This is a genomic window from Microbacterium sp. PRF11, from assembly GCF_031844085.1.
Classification (GTDB): Bacteria; Actinomycetota; Actinomycetes; order Actinomycetales; family Microbacteriaceae; genus Microbacterium.
The window spans coordinates 483,409-503,473 of the sequence record NZ_JAUZUP010000002.1 but is presented as its reverse complement, the minus strand read 5'-3'; the positions used below and the strand labels follow the sequence as shown (position 1 = coordinate 503,473).

The following is a 20,065-nucleotide window of genomic DNA, read 5'->3' as shown; positions in this document are numbered from 1 at the left end:
TCCCTCACGGCACGCTCAGAGGTGCTTGAGCATCCGGGTGTTGCCCAGCGTGTTGGGCTTCACGTGGGCGAGGTCGAGGAACTCGGCCACGCCCTCGTCGGGGCTGCGCAGCAGTTGCGAGTACACGTCGGGGTCGACCACTTGCTCGCCGATGGGCGCGAAGCCCCGACGGGTGAAGAAGTCGACCTCGAAGGTGAGGCAGAACAGCCGCGAGATCCCGAGATCGCGGGCGCGCTCCTCGAGCACTTCCACGAGAGCGCGGCCCACACCGTGGTGCAACCAGTCGTCGTGCACGATGAGCGTGCGGATCTCGGCGAGATCGTCCCACATCACGTGCAGCGCTCCGCACCCGATGACCGCACCGTCGGCCTCGGCGACGACGAACTCCTGCACCGAGCCGTACAGGACGACGAGATCCTTCCCGAGCAGGATGCGCTTCTGCACGAACGGCTCGAGGAGCTCGTGGATGCGGCGGACGTCGGCGGTTCCGGCGGGGCGGACGACGAACGGCGCGGGAGAGGTCATCGGACCAGCGTACGCCGCAACGACGGAAGGGCCCGGATGCCATGGCATCCGGACCCTTCTTCGGCTACGTCGTCAGCTGCCGGCGAGCGTGTCGGGGGTGGCGGCGATCTCGCCGGCCGTTCCGACACCGATCGCGACCTTCTCGCCGCGCGGGCTCGTCGCGAAGGTGAAGCGTCCGTTCTCGACGCCGACCTTCACGTGGTCGCCGGACTCGAGCTCGCCGTGCAGGATCTTCTCGCTGAGGCGGTCCTCGACCTCGCGCTGCATGGCGCGGCGGAGGGGGCGAGCGCCGAGGGTCGGGTCGAACCCGATCTCGATGAGCTTGTCCTTGGCGTCGTCCGAGAGCTCCACCGTCATGTCACGGTCGAGCAGACGGTCGGCCAGGCGCTTGACGAACAGACCGACGATCTGACGGAGCTCTTCCTTGTTGAGCTGCGGGAAGACGATCACGTCGTCGACGCGGTTGAGGAACTCGGGCTTGAAGTGCCGCTTGAGCTCTTCGTCGACCTTGCCCTTCATCCGCTCGTACGAGGTCTGCGCGCTGCCCTCGACCTGGAAACCGACCGGACCACCGGCGATCGCCGACGAACCGAGGTTGGTCGTCATGATGATCACGGTGTTCTTGAAGTCGATGACGCGGCCCTGACCGTCGGTCAGGCGACCCTCTTCGAGGATCTGCAGAAGCGAGTTGAAGATGTCGGGGTGGGCCTTCTCGATCTCGTCGAAGAGCACGACCGAGAACGGCTTGCGGCGCACCTTCTCGGTGAGCTGGCCGCCCTCCTCGAACCCGACGAATCCGGGAGGGGCACCGAACAGACGAGAGACCGTGTGCTTCTCACCGAACTCCGACATGTCGAGGGAGATCAGCGCACCCTCGTCGTCGAAGAGGAACTCGGCGAGCGCCTTCGCCAGCTCGGTCTTTCCGACACCCGTGGGGCCTGCGAAGATGAACGAGCCCGAGGGGCGCTTGGGGTCCTTGAGGCCCGCGCGCTGACGACGGATCGTGCGCGACAGAGCGGCGATCGCCTCTTCCTGGCCGATGACCCGCTGGTGCAGGGCCTTCTCCATGAACATGAGGCGGCTGGACTCCTCCTCGGTGAGCTTGAACACCGGGATGCCGGTGGCCTGGGCGAGCACCTCGGCGATCAGGCCCTCGTCGACCACCGCGTGGGAGGCGACGTCGCCCGAGCGCCACTGCTTCTCGAGGCGCAGACGCTCGGCCAGGAGCGACTTCTCCTCGTCGCGCAGCGACGCGGCCTTCTCGAAGTCCTGCTCCTCGGAGGCCTGCTCCTTCTGCTCGCGGACCTTGGCGATCTTCTCGTCGAACTCGCGCAGCTCCGGCGGCGACGACAGGATCGACAGACGCAGGCGAGCGCCGGCCTCATCGATCAGGTCGATGGCCTTGTCGGGCAGGAAGCGGTCGCTGATGTACCGGTCGGCGAGGTTCGCCGCGGCCACGATCGCGCCGTCGGTGATCTGCACCTTGTGGTGCGCCTCGTAGCGGTCGCGCAGGCCCTTCAGGATGTTGATCGCGTGGGGCAGGCTCGGCTCGGCCACCTGGATCGGCTGGAAGCGGCGCTCGAGCGCGGCATCCTTCTCGAAGTGCTTACGGTACTCGTCGAGCGTGGTGGCGCCGATGGTCTGGAGCTCGCCACGGGCGAGGAGGGGCTTGAGGATGGATGCCGCGTCGATCGCACCCTCGGCGGCACCGGCACCCACGAGCGTGTGGATCTCGTCGATGAAGACGATGATGTCGCCGCGCGTGCGGATCTCCTTCGTGACCTTCTTGAGGCGCTCCTCGAAGTCGCCGCGGTAGCGGGAACCGGCGATGAGGGAGCCGAGGTCGAGCGAGTAGACCTGCTTGTCCTTGAGCGTCTCGGGGACGTCGCCCTTGACGATGGCCTGGGCGAGACCCTCGACGACCGCCGTCTTTCCGACACCGGGCTCGCCGATGAGGACGGGGTTGTTCTTGGAGCGGCGCGACAGGATCTGCATGACGCGCTCGATCTCTTTCTCGCGCCCGATGACGGGGTCGAGCTTGTTGTCGCGCGCGGCCTGGGTGAGGTTGCGTCCGAACTGGTCGAGGACCGCCGAGCCGCCCTGGGCACCCGAGGACTGCTGCTCGCCGGCGCCGGTGGCGACACCCGCGGGCTCCTTGCCCTGGTAGCCCGAGAGCAGCTGGATCACCTGCTGGCGCACCTTGTTGAGGTCGGCGCCGAGCTTCACCAGCACCTGGGCGGCCACGCCCTCGCCCTCGCGGATGAGGCCGAGGAGGATGTGCTCGGTGCCGATGTAGTTGTGGCCGAGCTGCAGCGCTTCGCGCAGCGACAGCTCGAGCACCTTCTTCGCACGCGGGGTGAAGGGGATGTGACCGGTCGGCTGCTGCTGACCCTGGCCGATGATGTCCTGCACCTGCTCGCGCACGGCGTCGAGCGAGATGCCGAGCGACTCAAGCGCCTTGGCAGCGACACCCTCGCCCTCGTGGATCAGGCCGAGCAGGATGTGCTCGGTCCCGATGTAGTTGTGGTTGAGCATCTTCGCCTCTTCTTGGGCGAGGACGACCACACGACGGGCACGGTCGGTGAATCTCTCGAACATCTCAGTCCCTCCAGAAATGGGCTGACAGGCACGCCTCCGCGCGCCGTACATCGAGAGTAACCAGCGGTCGGATGCCGGAGCCCCGTGTTCGCCGTGGGCATACCGCGACCGCTCGAGACCTTGCGGAACATATCGATCATCGTTACTTTATCGACTGTCAATAACAACGATCCTCGATAAGGAGCTGTCATGACCTCCCCCCGTCCGACCTCCCCGGTCCTCTCCCGCGGCGACGCCGCCTCGTTCTGGTTCTTCGTCGTGGCCGGTGTCGCGATCGCGATCTGGGCCGTCGTCCGCAGCGTCGCGAACATCGCGGCCGCCGCCCCCAATCAGAACGTCCGCGTCGTCACCCCCTTCGTCGACACCGTGGCGCAGGCCCCCCTCGGACCCGGCGGGAGCGCCGTCACCATCGAGCTCACCGGGGGCGTGGTGACCGCGCCCTCCCTCCCCGCCGCGTCGCTGTGGGCGCTGTTCATCGCGGAGGGCCTGTTCGCCGTCGTCGTCGTCACCGTGGTGACGCTTCTGCTGCTGCTGACCTCGAGCATCCTGCGCGGACGCATCTTCTCCCGCCGCAACACCGCCCTGGTCTCCACCGCCGGGGTCGTCACCCTCGTGGGCGCGGCCGGGGTGCCGTTCTTCCAGAACATGGTCGCCAACGGCGCCATCGCCTGGATCTCGGAGCGCACCGTCGACCGCGGCACCGTGCAGCTGATCGACCTGCCCTCCCTCATCGGCATCGCCTTCGTGGCGGGACTGGCCGGCACCGCCTTCGCGGTCGGCGACCGTCTGCAGCGCGACACCGAGGGTCTCGTATGAGCCCGGCGACCGCGGAGGACGGACCCACCGGCATCCACTGCCGACTCGACGAGCTGCTCGAGGCGCGGGGCATGACGCTGACGCGCCTCAGCGAGCTGGTGGGCGTCTCGGTCGTCAACCTGTCGGTGCTGAAGAACGACCGCGCGCGGGCGATCCGCTACTCGACGCTCTCGGCGATCTGCCGCGTACTGGACTGCGAGGTCGGCGACCTGCTGGTCGTCGAGCGCTGAGGGGCGGTCAGCGGGTGCCGAGCACGGGGACCGGGCCGGCGTCCGCCACACCGCCGCCGGAGAGGGTGACGGTCGCCTCGCCTTCGGCGACCTCGCCGTCGACGTCGGCCAGGGTCACCCGCGGGGCGTAGTCCATCGTGCACACCTGGTCGGCGGGCGGCGCCGCGAACCGCACGGCGATCCGGGTGCCGTCGACCGTGGCCGACTCGACCCGGGGCACGCAGCTCGAGCTGCCGTAGGTCACGATCGCGACCGTCGAGGCGCCGGCCCACCCGGCGCTCGGCGCCATGTCGTCGGACGTCGCGGGCGCGCCGGCGAGACCCGCGAGGCGCGCCTGACCCTCGGCCGCTCCGGTGACGGTCACCTCGAGAGCCTGGGAGGCGTCGACGCCCGCGGGAAGCGGTACGAAGGTCGCGCGTGGCGCCATGTCGCGGCTGCAGACGTCGGTCTGCGGATCGGCGAGGTCGACGGTCAGTGTCCCGTCCGCCGCCCGAAGCTCCCCCGCGACGACGGGGACGCACGTCGAGCTGCCGTAGGTGACGACGGCGATAGCGCGACCCGCATCGAGCCAGGCGGCGCCGACCTCGCTCGTGGGCGCGGTGTCGGTGGCATCCGGGACCGGCGTGGACGGATCGGGCGACGAGGACGCTCCGGACGCGCACCCGGCGAGGGCGCCGGCGGCGATCAGACCCGCTCCGAGCAGGCCGAGCACGGTGAGACGACGACGGGACATGCGAACCTCCAGGGGGGATGGGGTCGACCCATGATGGCGAAGAATCCTGGATGCCACCGGCGAACCGTCCCGCCACCATCGCGGGCGCGCGGGAGTCACTGGAGGGCGGAGGTGAGGCGTGCGAGATTGTCGAGGATCGTCGAGCGCAGCGGCTGACGACGCCACTCCTCGATCGTGAGCTGACGGCTCAGCGTGCGGTAGGTGTGCTCGACCGCGCGCATGTCGCGCACGAACTCGCCGCCGCGCACGAGCATCGACACCTCGAGGTTGAGACCGAAGGAGCGCATGTCCATGTTGCTCGAGCCGATCACCGCGACCTCGTCGTCGATCGTGACGCTCTTGCTGTGGAGGATGAACGGCTTGCGGTACATCCAGATGACCACGCCCGCGCGCAGCAGGGCCTCGTAGTAACTGCGCTGCGCGTGATACACCATCGCCTGGTCGCCCTCTTCGGAGACGAAGAGTTCGACGTGCACCCCGCGCTGGCAGGCGGTCGTGATCGCCAGCAGCAGCGCCTCGTCGGGGACGAAGTAGGGGCTGACGATGATGATGCGCTCCTGCGCGGCGAAGAGCAGGCCGAGGAACAGCTTGAGGTTGTTCTGGAAGTCGAACCCGGGACCGGAGGGGACGATCTGGCAGTCGAGGTCCCCGGGTCCAGAGGTGACCGAGAACAGGTCGATCTCATCGCCCAGCGTCTCGTCGGTCTCGCTGTACCAGTCGGAGAGGAACACCGCGTTGATGCTCGCGACGACGGGACCCTCGACGCGCACCATGAGGTCGACCCAGTGCAATCCACGGCGGATGTTCTTGCGGAGGTTGTAGGACGAGTCGGTGACGTTCTGCGAGCCCATGTAGGCCACGTCGCCGTCGATGACGAGGAGCTTGCGGTGGTTGCGTAGGTCGGGTCGCTGATAGCGCCCGCGCAGCGGCTGCACGGGGAGCATGAGGTGCCAGTGCGCCCCCATCGCGTCGAGACGGCGGAGGGTGCGCCGGTAGTGCGGCTTCCCGCGGTTGGCCCAGTGATCGAGCAGGACGCGCACCACGACCCCGCGCGCGGCGGCCTCTTCGAGGGCGCGGAAGAAGTTGTCGGTCGAGTCGTCGGACTGCAGGATGTAGAACTCGACGTGCACGTACCGCTTCGCGGCGCGGATCGCCTCGGCCATCGCGTCGAGGCTGCGCTGGTAGTCGGCGATGAGGGTGGCCGCGTTGTCGCCGGCGATCGGCATGGCGCCCAGGTTGCGGTTGAGCTGCACGAGCGAGCGGAACCACTGCGGTGCGTTGGGGCGGAGCGTGCCGAACTCGAGCGAGGCGCTGGTGTCGTGGATGTACTGGTTGATGGCCGCCTGCTTGCGCCGCCGTTTGCGCGGGAGGCGCGGGTTGCCGATCAGGAGGAACAGGAAGACGCCGACGAACGGGATGAAATAGATGGCCAGGAGCCAGGCCATCGCCGCGGTGGGGCGACGGTTGCGCGGCACGATGATGATCGCCGCGATGCGCACCACGAGGTCGACGACGAAGAGAGTGATCACGAGCCAGCTCGCGTCGAACGTGGCGTTGATCACGGATCCTCCTGGGCGGGTTGTGCACCCAGCGTAGCGAGGGCCCCCGACAGGGGCCGCCCGGGCGTCAGTTCGCGGAGCCGTCGCCCGTGGACGCCACCGGCGGCAGCCCGCGCTTGGCGCGTTCCTGCGCCTCGATGCGGGAGTATGCCTTGCGCTCGGTGCGATCCATCCGGATGACGTTACGGAGGATGAAGAAGAAGACGACCGACACGACGAGAGTGGGAAGAATCGCCCACAGCATCGCGGTCCAGGTCTCGTCCATGGTTTCGAGGATACCCGCGGTGGCTGGACGAACGCCCGCAGACCCCTCCTCCCCACCTTGCGGATTCGTCGAGTTGTCCACCATCGAGGCAATCCTCGCCGCGGGAGACCTCTCGTTCTCGGCACCCTCGACGCATGACCACCACCGTCGTCCGCGCCGTCTCGTCCCCGTCCTTCCTCGCCCTCGTCCCGCACCTGCTCGAATGCACGCCCCGGCGGAGCCTCGCCGTCGTCCCCTTCGCGAAGGGGCGGTCGTTGGGCGCCATGCGCGTCGACCTTCCGCCCGAGGGCGACAGCGCGCTCGCCGAAGGCGTCGCCTCGACCGTCCTGGGCATGGCGTGCAAGGTCGCGAGGACCGACGCGATCGCCGTCGCCGTCTACACCGACGACGGCCTCGCCCCGGGTGCGCCGCTCCCGAGCACCGCTCTCGTCGAGGCCGTGCGCTCGCGCGCGGGCATCTGCGGCATCCGGATCATCGACGCCCTCGTCGTGTCCCCCGACGGGTGGGCGAGCTACCTCGACCCCGAGCGCACCCCGCACCCGCTGTGGGAGATCCAGGATGCCGCCACCCCCGGGCTCGAACCCGACGTGCGGAGCGACCAGGTCGCGGCGGCCGCGCTCCCGCCCGGCGACGAGGAGACGTCGCGGGGCATCGTGCGCCTTCTCGACGACGCCGAGCTGGCCCTGCGGGCGACACGGGACCGGCGGCGGCTGTCCCCCGCCCGTCGGCGGAGCGCCGAGGCCGTCGTGGCGGGTCTCGCCGACCCGCCCGCGCTCTTCGAGAGCGCGGTGACCGTCCCCTGGACCGAGGGCGACCTGACCCGCCTTGCCGCGATGGCCTTCTGCCTGGAGCGCCCCTCGCTGCGCGACGTCGCGCTCATGCAGTGGACCGGCGACCTCGCCACCGGCGACGCGGTGTTCCAGGCGCAGACGGCCTACCGAGCCGGCGTCCCCGTCCCGGAAGACCTGGCGCGGCCGATGTGGGGCGAGGGCGCCCGACCCCGGCCCGCGAGGCTCTCCGCCGGTCTCGACGTCTGCCGGCGCGTGGCCGCCGTCCTGCCGCCCGAGCGCCGGCCCGGGCCGCTCGCGGCGTGCGCCTGGCTCGCCTGGGCGTCCGGCCGCGCGTCCCATTCGGCGGCGTACGCCGAGCAGGCGCTCGCCATCGATCCCCAGCACGGCCTCAGCGGCATCATGCTCGAGCTCGTCGACAGCGGACGACTGCCGGAGTGGGTCTTCGAGCGCCCTACTTCACCAGCGGGAACAGGATCGTCTCGCGGATCCCGAGCCCGGTGATCGCCATCAGGAGGCGGTCGATGCCCATGCCCATCCCGCCCGTCGGCGGCATGCCGTGCTCGAGCGCACGCAGGAACTCCTCGTCGATCGGCATGGCCTCGTCGTCGCCGCGCGCGGCGAGCTTGGCCTGCTCGGTGAAGCGGTGACGCTGGATCACCGGGTCGACGAGCTCGGAGTACCCCGTCGCCAGCTCGAAGCCGCGTACGTACAGGTCCCACTTCTCCACGACCCCCGCGATCGAACGGTGCTCGCGCACCAGCGGGCTGGTGTCGACGGGGAAGTCCATGACGAAGGTGGGGCGGGTGAGCCCGCCCTTGACGAAGTGCTCCCACAGCTCTTCGACCCACTTGCCGTGCGTCTCGTGCGGCGGGGCGTCCACGTCGTTCTCGGCCCCGAGCGCGCGCAGCTCGTCGAGCGTCGTCTCGGGAGTGATCGTGCGCCCGGCCGCCTCCGACAGCGAGCCGTACATCGAGATGCGGTCCCACTGCCCGCCGAGGTCGTACTCGGTGCCGTCGGCCCACGTGACGGTGGTCGAGCCGGCCACCGCGACGGCGGCATCCTGGATCAGGGTCTGCGTCAGATCGGCGATGCCGTTGTAGTCGGTGTACGCCTGGTACGCCTCGAGCATCGCGAACTCGGGGCTGTGAGTGGAATCGGCGCCCTCGTTGCGGAAGTTGCGGTTGATCTCGTACACCCGGTCGATGCCGCCCACGACCGCGCGCTTGAGGAAGAGCTCTGGGGCGATGCGCAGGTACAACTCGGTGTCGAAGGCGTTGGAGTGCGTCACGAACGGGCGGGCGCTGGCGCCGCCGTGCTGCACCTGCAGCATGGGGGTCTCGACCTCGACGAAGTCGCGCTCGGTGAAGGTGCGTCGCAGGCTCGCGTTCACCTTCGCGCGCGCCAGGACCGTCTCGCGGGCACGATCGCGCACGATGAGATCGAGGAAGCGGCTGCGCACGCGGCTCTCCTCGCTGAGCTCGCTGTGCAGGTTCGGCAGCGGCAGCACGGCCTTGGCGGCGATGCGCCACTCGGAGACCATGATCGACAGCTCGCCGCGACGGCTCGAGATGACCTCGCCCGAGACGAAGACGTGGTCGCCCAGATCGACGAGCTCCTTCCACGCCTGCAGCGAGTCCTCGCCCACGGCCGCCAGCGAGACCATCGCCTGGATCCGACTGCCGTCGCCCGCCTGCAGCGAGGCGAAGCAGAGCTTCCCGGTGTTGCGGCTGAACACGACCCGGCCGGCGACGCCGGCCGTCTCGCCGGTCTCGGCCCCGGCCTCGAGATCGCCGAACCGCGCGCGCAGCTCGGGGATGGTCGTCGTGATCGGCACGGTGACCGGGTACGCCCCACCCGCGGCGTCCGCGCGCTCGGCGAGCAGGCGCTCGCGCTTGGCCAGGCGTACCGCCTTCTGCTCGAAGACCTCGTCTTCGGTGGGTTCGGCGGCGTCGTTCGCGGGCGCGTCGGTCATCGTGAGGCTCCTCGGGGTTTCGTCCAGTCTATTCGCCGCGCTCGCCCGCGCCGCGGGACGCCCGAGGGTGGACCGGCGCGACCGGTCGCTGCGCGCGGGCCCTCAGCGCAGCGAGATCTCGGCGTTGTCGATGAACCGGTGCCCGCCCACGGTGGCGGCGATCAACGCGAAGGCCCGACCGCGATGCCCGTCATCGACCGGGAGGAACGTCGCCGGATCCACGACGCTGAGGTACTCGAGCGTGATGCGCTGCTCCCCCATGAGCGACGACTGCGCCGCGGCGATGCACGCGTCGACGCCGAGGTCGGCGTTGGATGCCGCGGCCTCGAGGGCCCGCGGGAGGGCGGCGGCCGCGCGGCGGTCGGCGTCGTCCAGCAGGCCGACGCGGCTGGAGACCGGCAGGCCGTCGTCGGTGCGCACGGTCGGGATGGTCGCGATCTCGATGCCGAAATCGAGATCGCGCACCATCCGCCGAACGAGGAAGATGCGCTGGAGGTCGCGCTCGCCGTAGACCGCGACGTCGGGGTTCACGAGGTGGAAGAGCTTGGCCTCCACCGTCAGCACGCCGTCGAAGTAGAACGGGCGGACGCGCCCCTCGTAGCGGAGCCCCACATCGCCGGCCGACACCCGCGTGGTCGCCGTCCCGGCGGGCAGGAACTGCGCCGCGGTCGGTGCGAACACGACGTCGACGCCCAGGTCGTCGAGCACCCGGGCGTCGGCCTCGGGCGAGCGCGGGTACGCGGCGGTCTCGTCCGCGGTGCGGAAGCGCAGCGGATTGACGAACGTCGACACGACCACCGCGTCGGCGCGCTCGCGCGCCTCCCGAATGAGGTCGGCGTGGCCGTCGTGGAGGGCGCCGAGCGTCGACACGAGCGCGACGCGAGGGCCGCCGGGCGATCGATCTGCGCCTCGGATCTCGCCGAGTCGGGTGCGCAGATCCTCGAGGGTGCGGATCATCCGTCGATCGTAGCGTCGGCGTCGAGCGGCCCGCGGCCGCTGCCCTCGACGAGCGCCTGGTCGACGCTCGACCGCACGAGGGCCGAGAGGTATCCGCCCGGGTTCTCCACGCCCACGCGTGCGAGCAGCTCCGAGGACTGCCGCACGATCGAGCGCGAGAACTCGGTCGCCGTGGCGATCGCCTCCGCATACGTCGCCCGGTCGTCCTCGGCGACCACGACGGGTTCGCAGCCGAGCTCCACGGCGAGCGCCTGGGCGATCGGCAGCACCGGCGCCGGAGCGGTGACCGCGGCGTACGCCTGCGCCAGCTGCCGCAGGTCGATCGACGACGCGCCTGTGAAGACGATCGCGGGGTGGATCGCCAGCGGGATGGCGCCGCGGAGGGCCGCGGGGTCGAGCACACGCGCACCGTACGCGGCGTCGGTGTGCAGCACGAGCTGCCCCGGCTGCCAGACGCCGAGGTCGGCGAGCCCCGCCACCAGGCCGGGGAGCTGGTCGTGCGGCACGGCGATCACCACGAGCTCGCTGCGCCGCACCACTTCGTCGGCCGTGAGCTGCGGGAGGCCCGGCAGGATCGCCTCGACCCGGTCGTCGTCGGAGCCGGAGGTGATCCCGGTGAGGGCGTGTCCCGCGCCGGCGAGAGCGGCGCCGACGACAGGACCGACCCGCCCCGCCCCGATGATGCCGACGCCCAGGCGGCCGTCGCGGCCGCTCATCCGGCCCACCGGTGGGTGTGGTCGCTCGCCGCCGCGGCGACGCCGGCCCGTGCGGTGCCCTCGAACACCCGGAGCGCGTCGTCGCGATCGAGCGCGCCGACCGAGGTCTGCACGCTGCCCGCGATGACGTGACCGGTGACGGTCGCGGCGCCGAAGGCCCGGGCCAACGGCCCCTGGTGCAGGCCGACGGACTGCAGACGCGCCAACGGCAGGATGCTGAGGGTGCGCCACACCCAGCCGCGCCGCATCAGCAGGGCATCGTCGGTGAGCAGCACACCGTTGCGGCGCCACGACAGCGGCCGCAGCCACCGGGCGCGCGCGGGCGTCGTGACATAGGGATCGTCTTCCACCGGACCCAGGATGCCGTTGCGGAAAACGAGTGTCCAGTCACCTCCCGAGAGGCCGGGGGCGAGGATCCGCAGGACGCGTTCCACGTCGCCACGGGTGCCGATGGGCAGGACGGCGGCGAACTGATCGGTGCTGGTGTCGGTCGACGACCGGCCGGACAGGCGATTCACCGACACGGTCCACCAGCCGAATGGACGCCACATGAGCGGCTGGCGCACTTCGATGGCGTGGACCCGTCCCGGAGGCACGATCTCCGACACCGTCGTGAACAGCCCGAAGGTCACGCGTACGCCGTCCGCGGTGGGCGCGATCGAGTACCGCAGGCCCCGAGCGATCGAGCGGAGGTAGTAGGCGCCGAAGGCGAGGAACATGGGGACCACGGTGAACAGCAGCCACAGCGTCGATACGGAGGCCGCCACGACGATCCCCACGACGAGGGCGACGAGCACCAGGGTCGAACCGCTCAGCACCCGCGACGCCACGAGGCGCCCGAGGGGGATGCGCACGATGCTCTCGGGCTCGGTGTCGGAGAAGTCCTCGCCGTCGACGAGGTTCTGCAGGCCCGAGCCCACGGCCGTTACCGCCTGGCGGGCGAGCGGGGCGCGCGTCCCCGCCAGCGCGCGCGCCTCGGCCAAACGCCGCCCCGAGGCGAGACGCAGGATGTCGCCGCGGATGGCCTCGGCATCCTTGCCCGACAGGTACTCGAGCTTGACGTTGGCGTCGAGGCCCGCGCCGACCACCTCGAGCTTGGCCAGACCGAGGAGTCGCGCGATCATGGGCCGCGTCAGGTTGACCCCCTGCACCCGGTCGAGGGGAGCGCGGCGATGCGTGCGGAACAGCACGCCCGAGCGCACCTCCACGTCGTCGTCGCCGATGCGCAGCAGGTGGAAGCGCCACGACAGCCGGAAGAGCACGAACAGGACGATCAGCACGACCACCGTCACCCCACCGGCGATCAGCAGCAGGTTGTTCGCGAAGAGGAAGTCCACCGGGTCGGGAGGAAGCTCCCCCGGCGGCAGGTCGCCGAACACGGGGAAGAACAGCTCGATCAAGCGCTCACGGAGGTTCGCGATCAGCACACCGATGATCACGAGCACCGTCAGGCCGCCGCGCAGCAGCGGCGTCAGAGGGTGCAGCCGATGCCATTCCCCGTCGCTGTAGGGCGAGCGCACCGCGGGGCGCGCCGCCGCGCCCACTCCGCGCGGGGACGCCGGGACGGCGGGCGTCCCGTGCTCCGCGGGAACCGTCAGCGGCGGAACGGCCGACGTCTCGGGCCCCGCAGGGTCCGTCGGGGGCACAACGGCTGGCTTCTCCAGCCCCGGGAACGCTGGAGGCGGCGGAACGGCGGACGCCGCCGCTCGCGCGGCATCCGCCTCACGCGCCGGCTCCGGGACGTGCCCCGCCCCGTCGGGCTCGCGGCCCGCCCGCTCCGGCTCGCTCACAAGCCGGTCCGGCGGGTCTCGGCCACGGCCACGAGGGTGTCGCGCAGCTGCTCGGCGGCATCCTGGGTCAGCCCCGGGATGGTGACGCCCGTCGACGCGGCGGCCGTCACGAGCTTGAGCTGCGCGATGCCGAAACCGCGATCGAGGGGACCGTGGGTGATGTCGACCAGCTGCATCCGGCCGTAGGGCACGGCCACCACGCGCTGCCACAGGATGCCGCGACGGAAGACGAGATCGTCGCTGCGCAGCTGATAGCCGAACGAGCGCGCCTGCCGTGGGGTGATGAGCAGGCCCACCAGTGTCACCACGAGGATGACGCCCGCGGGAATCCACTGCCACTGCACACCGGTGATCGCCTGGGCCACGACGGCGGCCGCCAGCACGAGCACGAAGACCGCTCCCTGCGTGATCAGCTGCACCCGCACGTAGGCCCGTGCGAGCTGGTGCCAGGTGCCGTCGCCGAGCGGCAGACGACGTTCGGAGCGCGGCTCGAGGATGCGGTCGTAGGTTCCGGCGTCGAGCACGCCGGCTGAGCGCTCGGGGTCAGGCCCCGACGGGTCCTGCGGGGGTGTTTCCGGGGGTGTCGTCATCGTCGTCCTTCCGGATGGTGCACAGCTGCTCGGCCACGAGTCCCGCGACGACGAGGAGGACTGCGCACACCAGCGTCGCGATGATCGATCCCATCGAGCCTATCGAGGGGGTCACCGGCCGGGTCGCGAGAAAGCCCAGCAGCCCCAGGGCGAACCCGAGGGCTGCGGCCCCCACCAGCGACGACGCCTTCGCGAGCATCGCGATGCGCAGGGCGCGGAACGGGTCGATGCGGCGGGCGCTGCGCCCCCGGCTGGCGCGGAAGACCGGCACCGCCAGCGCCACGATCACGACGCCGAGCAACGCCAGGATCGTCGGCAGGCTCGCCGCCGGGGTGAAGGTCGCCCGCCCCATCGACGTCAGCATCGTGTCGAGGACGAAGCCGACGACCGCGCCGACGACGAGGGCGATGATCAGGATGCCGGCACCCGTGCGCTTCATCGAGCACCTCCGCGCAGCCCGGCGAGCAGGTCGGCGACGCGTCCCCGGCCGGGGATCACGGCATCCGGGTCGACCGCATGCCACGGCGCGAGCACGAACTCGCGCTCGTGGGCGCGCGGGTGCGGGACGACGAGGTCGTCGCGGTCGATCGTCTCGTCACCGTAGGCGATGAGGTCGAGGTCGAGCGTGCGGTCCCCCCAGCGCTCGCGCCGGACGCGACCATGACGCGCCTCGATGCGGTGCAGGGAGGCGAGCAGTTCGCGCGGGGCGAGGCGGGTCTGCAGGAGCGCGACCGCGTTGAGGTAACGCGGGGCGTCGTCGTCCTCGCCCGCGAGCGTGACGGCCACGGTCTCGATCGGCTCCGACACGCGCACGTCGGACGTGAGCGTCAGACGGCGCAGCTCGTCGACCGCGGCAGCGAGCGTCTCGGCGCGGTCGCCGAGGTTCGCGCCCAAGGCGATCACCGCCGGCACGGGCCGGGCTCGGGGCGCCTCGCCGATGCCGTGGGCCAGGCGGACGCTCATGCCCTGCCCCGCGTGATCGTCACGGCGACGTCTCCGAAGGGCACCGCGATGGGCGCCTGCGGCTTGTGCACGGTGATGGTCACCGCGTCGACGCGAACGTCGTCGAGCGCCGCGTCGGCCAGGCGCTGAGCGAGCGTCTCGATGAGGTCGACGGGCTCGCCCTCGACCACGGCGACCAGACGCTCGGCCAGTTCGCCGTAGTGCACGGTGTCGACCACGTCGTCGGTCTCGGCCGCGCGACGCAGAGACAGCGAGAGCGCGGCATCCACCACGAACTCCTGACCCTCGCGCTTCTCGTCGGGGTACACGCCGTGATATCCGAAGGCGCGCACCCCCGTGAGCGTGATCCGGTCGGTGGTGTCCATCAGGCCTCCCAAGCGCGGGCGACGGCGAGCGCGTCGCGGGTGGTCGGTACATCGTGCACCCGCACCGCCCACACCCCGGCGCGCGCAGCGAGCACACTGGTGACGGCGGTGGCGAGGTCGCGGCGGGCGAGGTCGGCGTCGTCCCCCAGCGCGTCGGCGAGGAACCGCTTGCGGCTCGTACCCACCAGAACGCGATACCCGAGAGCCCCGAGGGCGGGCAGGGCGTTGAGCGTGCGCCAGTTCTGCACGCCGCGCTTGCCGAAGCCGATCCCGGGGTCGAGCACGATGCGGGTCGGGGCGATTCCCGCGGCGACGGCCGCGCCGACCCTCTCCTCGAGCTCGGCGGCGACCTCGCGACCCACGTCGGCGTAGTCGGCGCGGGCGTACATCTCGCTCGAGGGCCCCCGCCAGTGCCCGAGAGCGATGTCGACGTCGGTCTCGGCGACCGCGGCCAGCATCTCGGGGTCGGACAGACCCCCCGACACGTCGTTGACCAGGCGCGCCCCGGCGCGCACCGCCGCCGCCGCCGTCGAGGCGTTCATCGTGTCGATGCTCACGACCGCCCCCTCGGATGCCAACGCCTCCACGACCGGCAGCACACGCTGCTGCTCGACCCGCGACGCCACCCGCTCGGCTCCGGGTCGGGTGGACTCGCCACCGATGTCGAGCAGGTCGGCGCCCTGCGCCCGCAGGCTGCGGGCGTGCGCGAGGGCGACGTCGGGGTCGAGATACCGACCGCCGTCGCTGAAGGAGTCGGGCGTGACGTTGACGATGCCCATGACGAGGGTCACGGCCGCGCCCCGATCAGCGCCACCAGCTCGGCGCGGGCGGCGGGGTCGGCGTACACCCCGCGCGCGGCGATCGTGACGGTCGAGGCGTCGGGCTGACGTCCGCCGCGCATCGTGACGCACTCGTGGGTGGCGTCGAGGACGACGAGCACGCCCCGGGCGTCCAGGGCGGAGGCGATCGCGTCGGCGACCTGCTCCCCCAACCGCTCCTGCACCTGCGGGCGTGCGGCGAGGATGTCGATGACCCGGGGCAGGGCGCCCAGGCCCACGACCTCTTCGCCCGGAAGGTAGGCCACGTGGGCGCGGCCGCGGAACGGCAGCAGATGGTGCTCGCACATCGATCGGAAGGCGATGTCGCGCAGCATCACCGCACCCGAGGGGAGGGTGTCGGGCGCCGGTCCTCGCGACACCGAGATGGTGTGCTGCAGCGGGGCTCCGGCATCCTGGCCCACCCCGGAGAAGAATTCGGCCCAGGAGTCGGCGACGCGCGTCGGGGTCTGGCGGAGGCCGGGGCGATCGGGGTCCTCCCCGATCGCCTCCAGCAACTCACGCACCAGAGCGGCGACGCGCTCTCGATCGACCGGCACGGCGCCTCAGGCGGTGGCCGGTCGCGTGTGTCCGCTCGGACGCTGCTGCGCCGTGGCCTGGGCCTGCGCCTCGGCCTCGGTGGAGGCAGCGACACCGGCGGGCTGCGTACGACGCGGCACATCGACCGGCGGCAGCGTGGACACGGGGCGGTCACCCGACGACAGCCACTGCGGACGCGGGGTCAGACGCTTGACGTCCTTGAAGATCTCGGCGAGCTCGATGTGGTCGAGCGTCTCCTTCTCGAGCAGCGCCAGAGCGAGCCGGTCGAGCACCTCGCGGTTGTCGTTGATGACCTGATAGGCCTCGTTGTGCGCCTGCTCGATGAGCGAGCGCACCTGGGCGTCGACGCGCTCGGCGATGCGCTCCGAGAAGTCGCGACCGTGACCCATGTCGCGGCCCATGAACACCTCGCCCGACGAGGAGCCGAGCTTGACGGGTCCGACCTCGTTGGTCATGCCGTACTCGGTGACCATCTTGCGCGCGATGCTCGTGGCCTTCTCGATGTCGTTCGATGCCCCGGTGGTGGGGTCGTGGAACACGATCTCCTCCGCGACGCGGCCGCCCATGGCGTAGGTGAGCTGATCCTGGAGTTCGTTGCGGGTCACGGAGTACTTGTCGTCGAGCGGCAGCACCATCGTGTAGCCGAGCGCCTTGCCGCGCGGCAGGATCGTGACCTTCGTGACGGGGTCGGTGTGGTTCATCGCCGCCGCCGCGAGAGCGTGACCGCCCTCGTGGTAGGCCGTGATGAGCTTCTCCTTGTCCTTCATCACGCGCGTGCGACGCTGCGGCCCCGCGATCACGCGGTCGATGGCCTCGTCGAGGGCGCGGTTGTCGATGAGCTGAGCGTTCGAGCGGGCCGTCAGCAGCGCCGCCTCGTTCAGCACGTTCGCCAGGTCGGCACCGGTGAAGCCGGGCGTCTTGCGAGCGACGACCTCGAGGTCGACCGAGTCCGACAGCGGCTTGCCGCGGCCGTGCACCTCGAGGATGCGCTGGCGACCCTTCAGGTCGGGAGCGTCGACGCCGATCTGACGGTCGAAGCGGCCCGGACGCAGCAGCGCAGGGTCAAGGATGTCGGGGCGGTTGGTCGCCGCGATGACGATGACGTTGACCTTCGGGTCGAAGCCGTCCATCTCGACGAGCATCTGGTTGAGGGTCTGCTCGCGCTCGTCGTGACCGCCGCCCATGCCCGCGCCGCGGTGGCGACCGACGGCGTCGATCTCGTCGATGAAAATGATGGCGGGCGAGCTCTCCTTGGCCTGGTTGAACAGGTCGCGCACGCGGCTCGCGCCGACACCGACGAACATCTCGACGAAGTCGGAACCCGAGATCGAGTAGAACGGCACCCCGGCCTCGCCGGCGACGGCGCGCGCGAGAAGGGTCTTACCGGTTCCGGGAGGGCCGTACAGCAGCACACCCTTGGGGATGCGGGCGCCGACCTCTTCGAACTTCTTCGGATCCTTGAGGAACTCCTTGATCTCGTCGAGCTCCTCGATGGCCTCGTCGGAGCCCGCGACATCCTGGAAGGTGACGGTGGGGGTCTCCTTGGTCACGAGCTTGGCGCGCGACTTTCCGAACTGCATGACCTTGCTGCCGCCGCCCTGGGCGCTGGAGAGCAGCCACCAGAAGAGCAGGCCGAGCAGCACCAGCGGAAGCATCAGGCCGAGGAACCCGTCGAACCAGCTGGGCTTGGGCACGACGTCGTTGAAGCCGTCGGAGGGGTTCGCGGCGTCGATCGCGGTGGCGACCTCGTCGGCGCGGGCCTGGCTGAAGTAGAACTGCACGTTGTTCGCGCCCTCGAACGGCTGCGACAGCGTCAGATCGACACGCTGGTCGGGATCGTTCGTGACGACCTGACTCACGGTGCCGCCCTTGAGCAGGTCGAGCCCCTCCTTCGTGGAGACCTGGCGGGCGCCACTGAGGTTGGAGATGAGGGAGAAACCGATGACCAGGAGCAGACCGACCAGCAGAACGTAGACGATCGGATTTCGCGTGATCTTCTTGAAATTCATGGTGGGCGAGCCCAGCCCTTTCGTGATCCTCCGCAGAAATGCGGTCGCATCAGGCTAACGCGCGTGGACTATGCCGGGCCTGTGCGTTCGTCGAGGGCGTACGGAGAACGGATGCCGAGCCCCCGGCGCGCGTGTCAGGAGTAGACGTGCGGCGCCAGCACGGCGACGTCGCGCAGGTTGCGGTAGCGCTCGGCGTAGTCGAGGCCGTACCCGATGACGAAGTCGTTGGGGATGTCGAATCCGACGTACCGGCAGTCGACCTCGACCTTCATCGCGTCGGGCTTGCGCAGGAGCGCCAGCACCTCGACCGACTCGGCCCCGCGCGAGGCGAAGTTCTCGAGCAGCCAGCTGAGGGTGAGACCGGAGTCGATGATGTCCTCGACGATGAGCACGTGCTTGCCCGTGATGTCGGTGTCGAGGTCTTTGCGGATCTGCACGACACCGCTCGAGCGCGTCGAGGCACCGTACGACGACACGGCCATCCAGTCCATCGAGACGTGCATGGGAAGGTGACGCGCGAAGTCGGCCATGACCATGACCGCGCCCTTCAGCACGCCCACCAGCACGACCTCGCGGTCGGCGTAGTCGGCGGCGACCTGCGTCGCCAGCTCGGCGAGCTTTTCGTGGATCTGCTCCTCGGTGAGGAGGACTTCGCTGATGTCGTCGGAGATGTCGGCCGCGCGCATCACACGAGTCTAAGCGCGCGTCTGCGCGGCGACGACCTCGATGCGCGCGCCGACGCGGCGGGCCAGGCACGAGGGCAGATCGATCGGCCCCTGCCCCCGCCAGTCCGTGGCGAGACGGGCGACCTCGAGCGTCTGCGCGCGGGTCAGGGAGACCCCGAACTCGCTCTCGACGACGTAGCGGATGATGCGGTTGCGCAGCGCCGCGGGGTTGGCGGCGAGGGCGGCGACCGAGATCGAGATGCCGGCCTCGGCGTGCTCGACGATGTCCTCGATGGTCTCGTCGATCATGTCCTGGAAGGCGGCCGCGTCCTCGCGCAGCTGCTCCGCCGTGCGCGCGAGCGCCTCGGCGACGCCGGGTCCCAGCTCGGCCTCGAGCACGGGCAGCACCCGCTCGCGCACCCGCACGCGCGCGAAGGCGGCGTCGGCGTTGTGCGGATCCGTCCAGGGCTCGAGCTCCTCGGCCGCGCACGCCGCGACGGTCGTGCGCCGCCGCACGCCCAGGAGGGGGCGCAGCCACACCGGGCCGGTGGCATCCCGTCTCTCGGGGGCCATACCCGACAGGCTCGCCGTGCCGGATCCGCGGGCGAGACCCAGCAGCACCGTCTCGGCCTGATCGTCGAGGGTGTGACCGAGGAGCACGGCGTCGGCGCCGATCTCGGCGGCGGCGCGCGCCAACGCCGCGTACCGCGCCTCGCGCGCCGCGGCTTCGGGCCCGTCACCCCGCCCCACCTCGACCGCCACGACGCGCGCGGTGAGCCCCAGGGCGCGGGCCGTATCGGCGGCGCGCCGAGCGACGGTATCCGAGCCCTCCTGCAGTCCGTGATCGATCACGACGGCTTCGGCCCGGATGCCGAGACGCCCGGCCTCGAACGCCGTCGCGGCCGCGAGAGCGAGCGAATCCGGTCCGCCCGACAGCGCCACGACCACCGACCCCGTTCGATCGGTCAGGGCCGTGCGCACCGCGCGGCGCACGTCGGCGACGGCGGGGTCGAGTCCGGGGCGGTGGGGCATGGCATCCACGCTAGCGGCGGCCGGTCATCACGGGAGGGGACGGGTCGACGCCCGGCGGGGTGCAGGACCGTGCCGGGCATCGGCGGCGCGGAGCGCTCCGGCTAGGCTGGGCC

Annotated in this window: 21 protein-coding genes; 3 read left to right on the top strand and 18 right to left on the bottom strand. The window is 70.8% G+C overall.

Going from position 1 to position 20,065, the window contains the following annotated elements; all coding sequences use genetic code 11:
- Positions 1-15: 15 nt before the first annotated feature.
- Both Q9R20_RS07915 and Q9R20_RS07910 read right to left on the bottom strand, forming a co-directional pair.
- On the bottom strand, positions 16-525 hold the full coding sequence (locus Q9R20_RS07915; protein ID WP_311248824.1) for an amino-acid N-acetyltransferase: 510 nt from the start codon (positions 523-525) through the stop codon (positions 16-18).
- A gap of 72 nt (positions 526-597) precedes the next feature.
- On the bottom strand, positions 598-3,123 hold the full coding sequence (locus Q9R20_RS07910; RefSeq protein ID WP_311248823.1) for an ATP-dependent Clp protease ATP-binding subunit: 2,526 nt from the start codon (positions 3,121-3,123) through the stop codon (positions 598-600).
- A 189-nt stretch (positions 3,124-3,312) separates the two neighbouring features.
- Here Q9R20_RS07910 and Q9R20_RS07905 point away from each other — a divergent pair, with 189 nt between their 5' ends.
- Together Q9R20_RS07905 and Q9R20_RS07900 are read left to right on the top strand one after the other, a co-directional pair.
- The gene (locus tag Q9R20_RS07905) at positions 3,313-3,939 is read left to right on the top strand and encodes a hypothetical protein (protein ID WP_311248822.1); all 627 of its coding nucleotides are present in this window, start codon (positions 3,313-3,315) and stop codon (positions 3,937-3,939) included.
- On the top strand, positions 3,936-4,169 hold the full coding sequence (locus tag Q9R20_RS07900) for a helix-turn-helix domain-containing protein (protein ID WP_311248821.1): 234 nt from the start codon (positions 3,936-3,938) through the stop codon (positions 4,167-4,169). Before Q9R20_RS07905 ends, Q9R20_RS07900 begins: the two co-directional genes overlap by 4 nt.
- 7 nt (positions 4,170-4,176) lie before the next feature.
- Here Q9R20_RS07900 and Q9R20_RS07895 read toward each other — a convergent pair whose 3' ends face one another.
- From Q9R20_RS07895 to Q9R20_RS07885, 3 genes are all read right to left on the bottom strand, one after another.
- Positions 4,177-4,902, bottom strand: a complete 726-nt coding sequence (locus tag Q9R20_RS07895) for a hypothetical protein (RefSeq protein ID WP_311248820.1) — start codon at positions 4,900-4,902, stop codon at positions 4,177-4,179.
- A gap of 95 nt (positions 4,903-4,997) precedes the next feature.
- Positions 4,998-6,464, bottom strand: a complete 1,467-nt coding sequence (cls, locus tag Q9R20_RS07890) for a cardiolipin synthase (protein WP_311248819.1) — start codon at positions 6,462-6,464, stop codon at positions 4,998-5,000.
- Between the two features lie 64 nt (positions 6,465-6,528).
- The gene (locus Q9R20_RS07885) at positions 6,529-6,726 is read right to left on the bottom strand and encodes a hypothetical protein (protein ID WP_311248818.1); all 198 of its coding nucleotides are present in this window, start codon (positions 6,724-6,726) and stop codon (positions 6,529-6,531) included.
- A 134-nt stretch (positions 6,727-6,860) separates the two neighbouring features.
- On the opposite strand from Q9R20_RS07885, the gene Q9R20_RS07880 reads away from it, so the two are divergent.
- Complete coding sequence (locus Q9R20_RS07880; protein ID WP_311248817.1) at positions 6,861-8,018, top strand: DUF4192 family protein; 1,158 nt, start codon at positions 6,861-6,863, stop codon at positions 8,016-8,018.
- Here Q9R20_RS07880 and lysS read toward each other — a convergent pair.
- From lysS to tilS, 13 genes are all read right to left on the bottom strand, one after another.
- Positions 7,969-9,489 carry a lysine--tRNA ligase gene (gene lysS / locus Q9R20_RS07875; protein ID WP_311248816.1) on the bottom strand — a complete coding sequence of 507 codons (1,521 nt, stop codon included), beginning with the start codon at positions 9,487-9,489 and terminating at the stop codon, positions 7,969-7,971. The genes Q9R20_RS07880 and lysS overlap by 50 nt on opposite strands.
- A gap of 102 nt (positions 9,490-9,591) precedes the next feature.
- Positions 9,592-10,446 carry a pantoate--beta-alanine ligase gene (gene panC / locus Q9R20_RS07870; RefSeq protein ID WP_311248815.1) on the bottom strand — a complete coding sequence of 285 codons (855 nt, stop codon included), beginning with the start codon at positions 10,444-10,446 and terminating at the stop codon, positions 9,592-9,594.
- A complete protein-coding gene (locus tag Q9R20_RS07865; RefSeq protein WP_311248814.1) occupies positions 10,443-11,162 on the bottom strand; it encodes a DUF2520 domain-containing protein in 720 nt (239 codons plus the stop codon). Before Q9R20_RS07865 ends, panC begins: the two co-directional genes overlap by 4 nt.
- The gene (locus tag Q9R20_RS07860) at positions 11,159-12,808 is read right to left on the bottom strand and encodes a PH domain-containing protein (protein WP_311248813.1); all 1,650 of its coding nucleotides are present in this window, start codon (positions 12,806-12,808) and stop codon (positions 11,159-11,161) included. Before Q9R20_RS07860 ends, Q9R20_RS07865 begins: the two co-directional genes overlap by 4 nt.
- A gap of 140 nt (positions 12,809-12,948) precedes the next feature.
- Entirely contained in the window at positions 12,949-13,542 is a 594-nt protein-coding gene (locus Q9R20_RS07855; protein ID WP_311248812.1) for a PH domain-containing protein, read from the bottom strand.
- Complete coding sequence (locus Q9R20_RS07850) at positions 13,496-13,981, bottom strand: DUF3180 domain-containing protein (RefSeq protein ID WP_311248811.1); 486 nt, start codon at positions 13,979-13,981, stop codon at positions 13,496-13,498. Before Q9R20_RS07850 ends, Q9R20_RS07855 begins: the two co-directional genes overlap by 47 nt.
- A complete protein-coding gene (folK, locus tag Q9R20_RS07845; protein ID WP_311248810.1) occupies positions 13,978-14,505 on the bottom strand; it encodes a 2-amino-4-hydroxy-6-hydroxymethyldihydropteridine diphosphokinase in 528 nt (175 codons plus the stop codon). Before folK ends, Q9R20_RS07850 begins: the two co-directional genes overlap by 4 nt.
- Positions 14,502-14,870, bottom strand: a complete 369-nt coding sequence (gene folB, locus Q9R20_RS07840; RefSeq protein WP_311248809.1) for a dihydroneopterin aldolase — start codon at positions 14,868-14,870, stop codon at positions 14,502-14,504. The genes folK and folB overlap by 4 nt, the downstream gene beginning before the upstream one ends.
- Complete coding sequence (gene folP / locus Q9R20_RS07835) at positions 14,870-15,661, bottom strand: dihydropteroate synthase (RefSeq protein ID WP_311248808.1); 792 nt, start codon at positions 15,659-15,661, stop codon at positions 14,870-14,872. The genes folB and folP overlap by 1 nt, the downstream gene beginning before the upstream one ends.
- Complete coding sequence (gene folE, locus Q9R20_RS07830) at positions 15,658-16,245, bottom strand: GTP cyclohydrolase I (protein WP_311248807.1); 588 nt, start codon at positions 16,243-16,245, stop codon at positions 15,658-15,660. The genes folP and folE overlap by 4 nt, the downstream gene beginning before the upstream one ends.
- 6 nt (positions 16,246-16,251) lie before the next feature.
- On the bottom strand, positions 16,252-18,255 hold the full coding sequence (gene ftsH, locus Q9R20_RS07825) for an ATP-dependent zinc metalloprotease FtsH (protein ID WP_311248806.1): 2,004 nt from the start codon (positions 18,253-18,255) through the stop codon (positions 16,252-16,254).
- Positions 18,256-18,389: 134 nt separating this feature from the next.
- A complete protein-coding gene (hpt, locus tag Q9R20_RS07820) occupies positions 18,390-18,941 on the bottom strand; it encodes a hypoxanthine phosphoribosyltransferase (RefSeq protein ID WP_311248805.1) in 552 nt (183 codons plus the stop codon).
- 9 nt (positions 18,942-18,950) lie between these two features.
- Positions 18,951-19,952, bottom strand: a complete 1,002-nt coding sequence (tilS, locus tag Q9R20_RS07815; RefSeq protein ID WP_311248804.1) for a tRNA lysidine(34) synthetase TilS — start codon at positions 19,950-19,952, stop codon at positions 18,951-18,953.
- Positions 19,953-20,065: the final 113 nt, after the last annotated feature.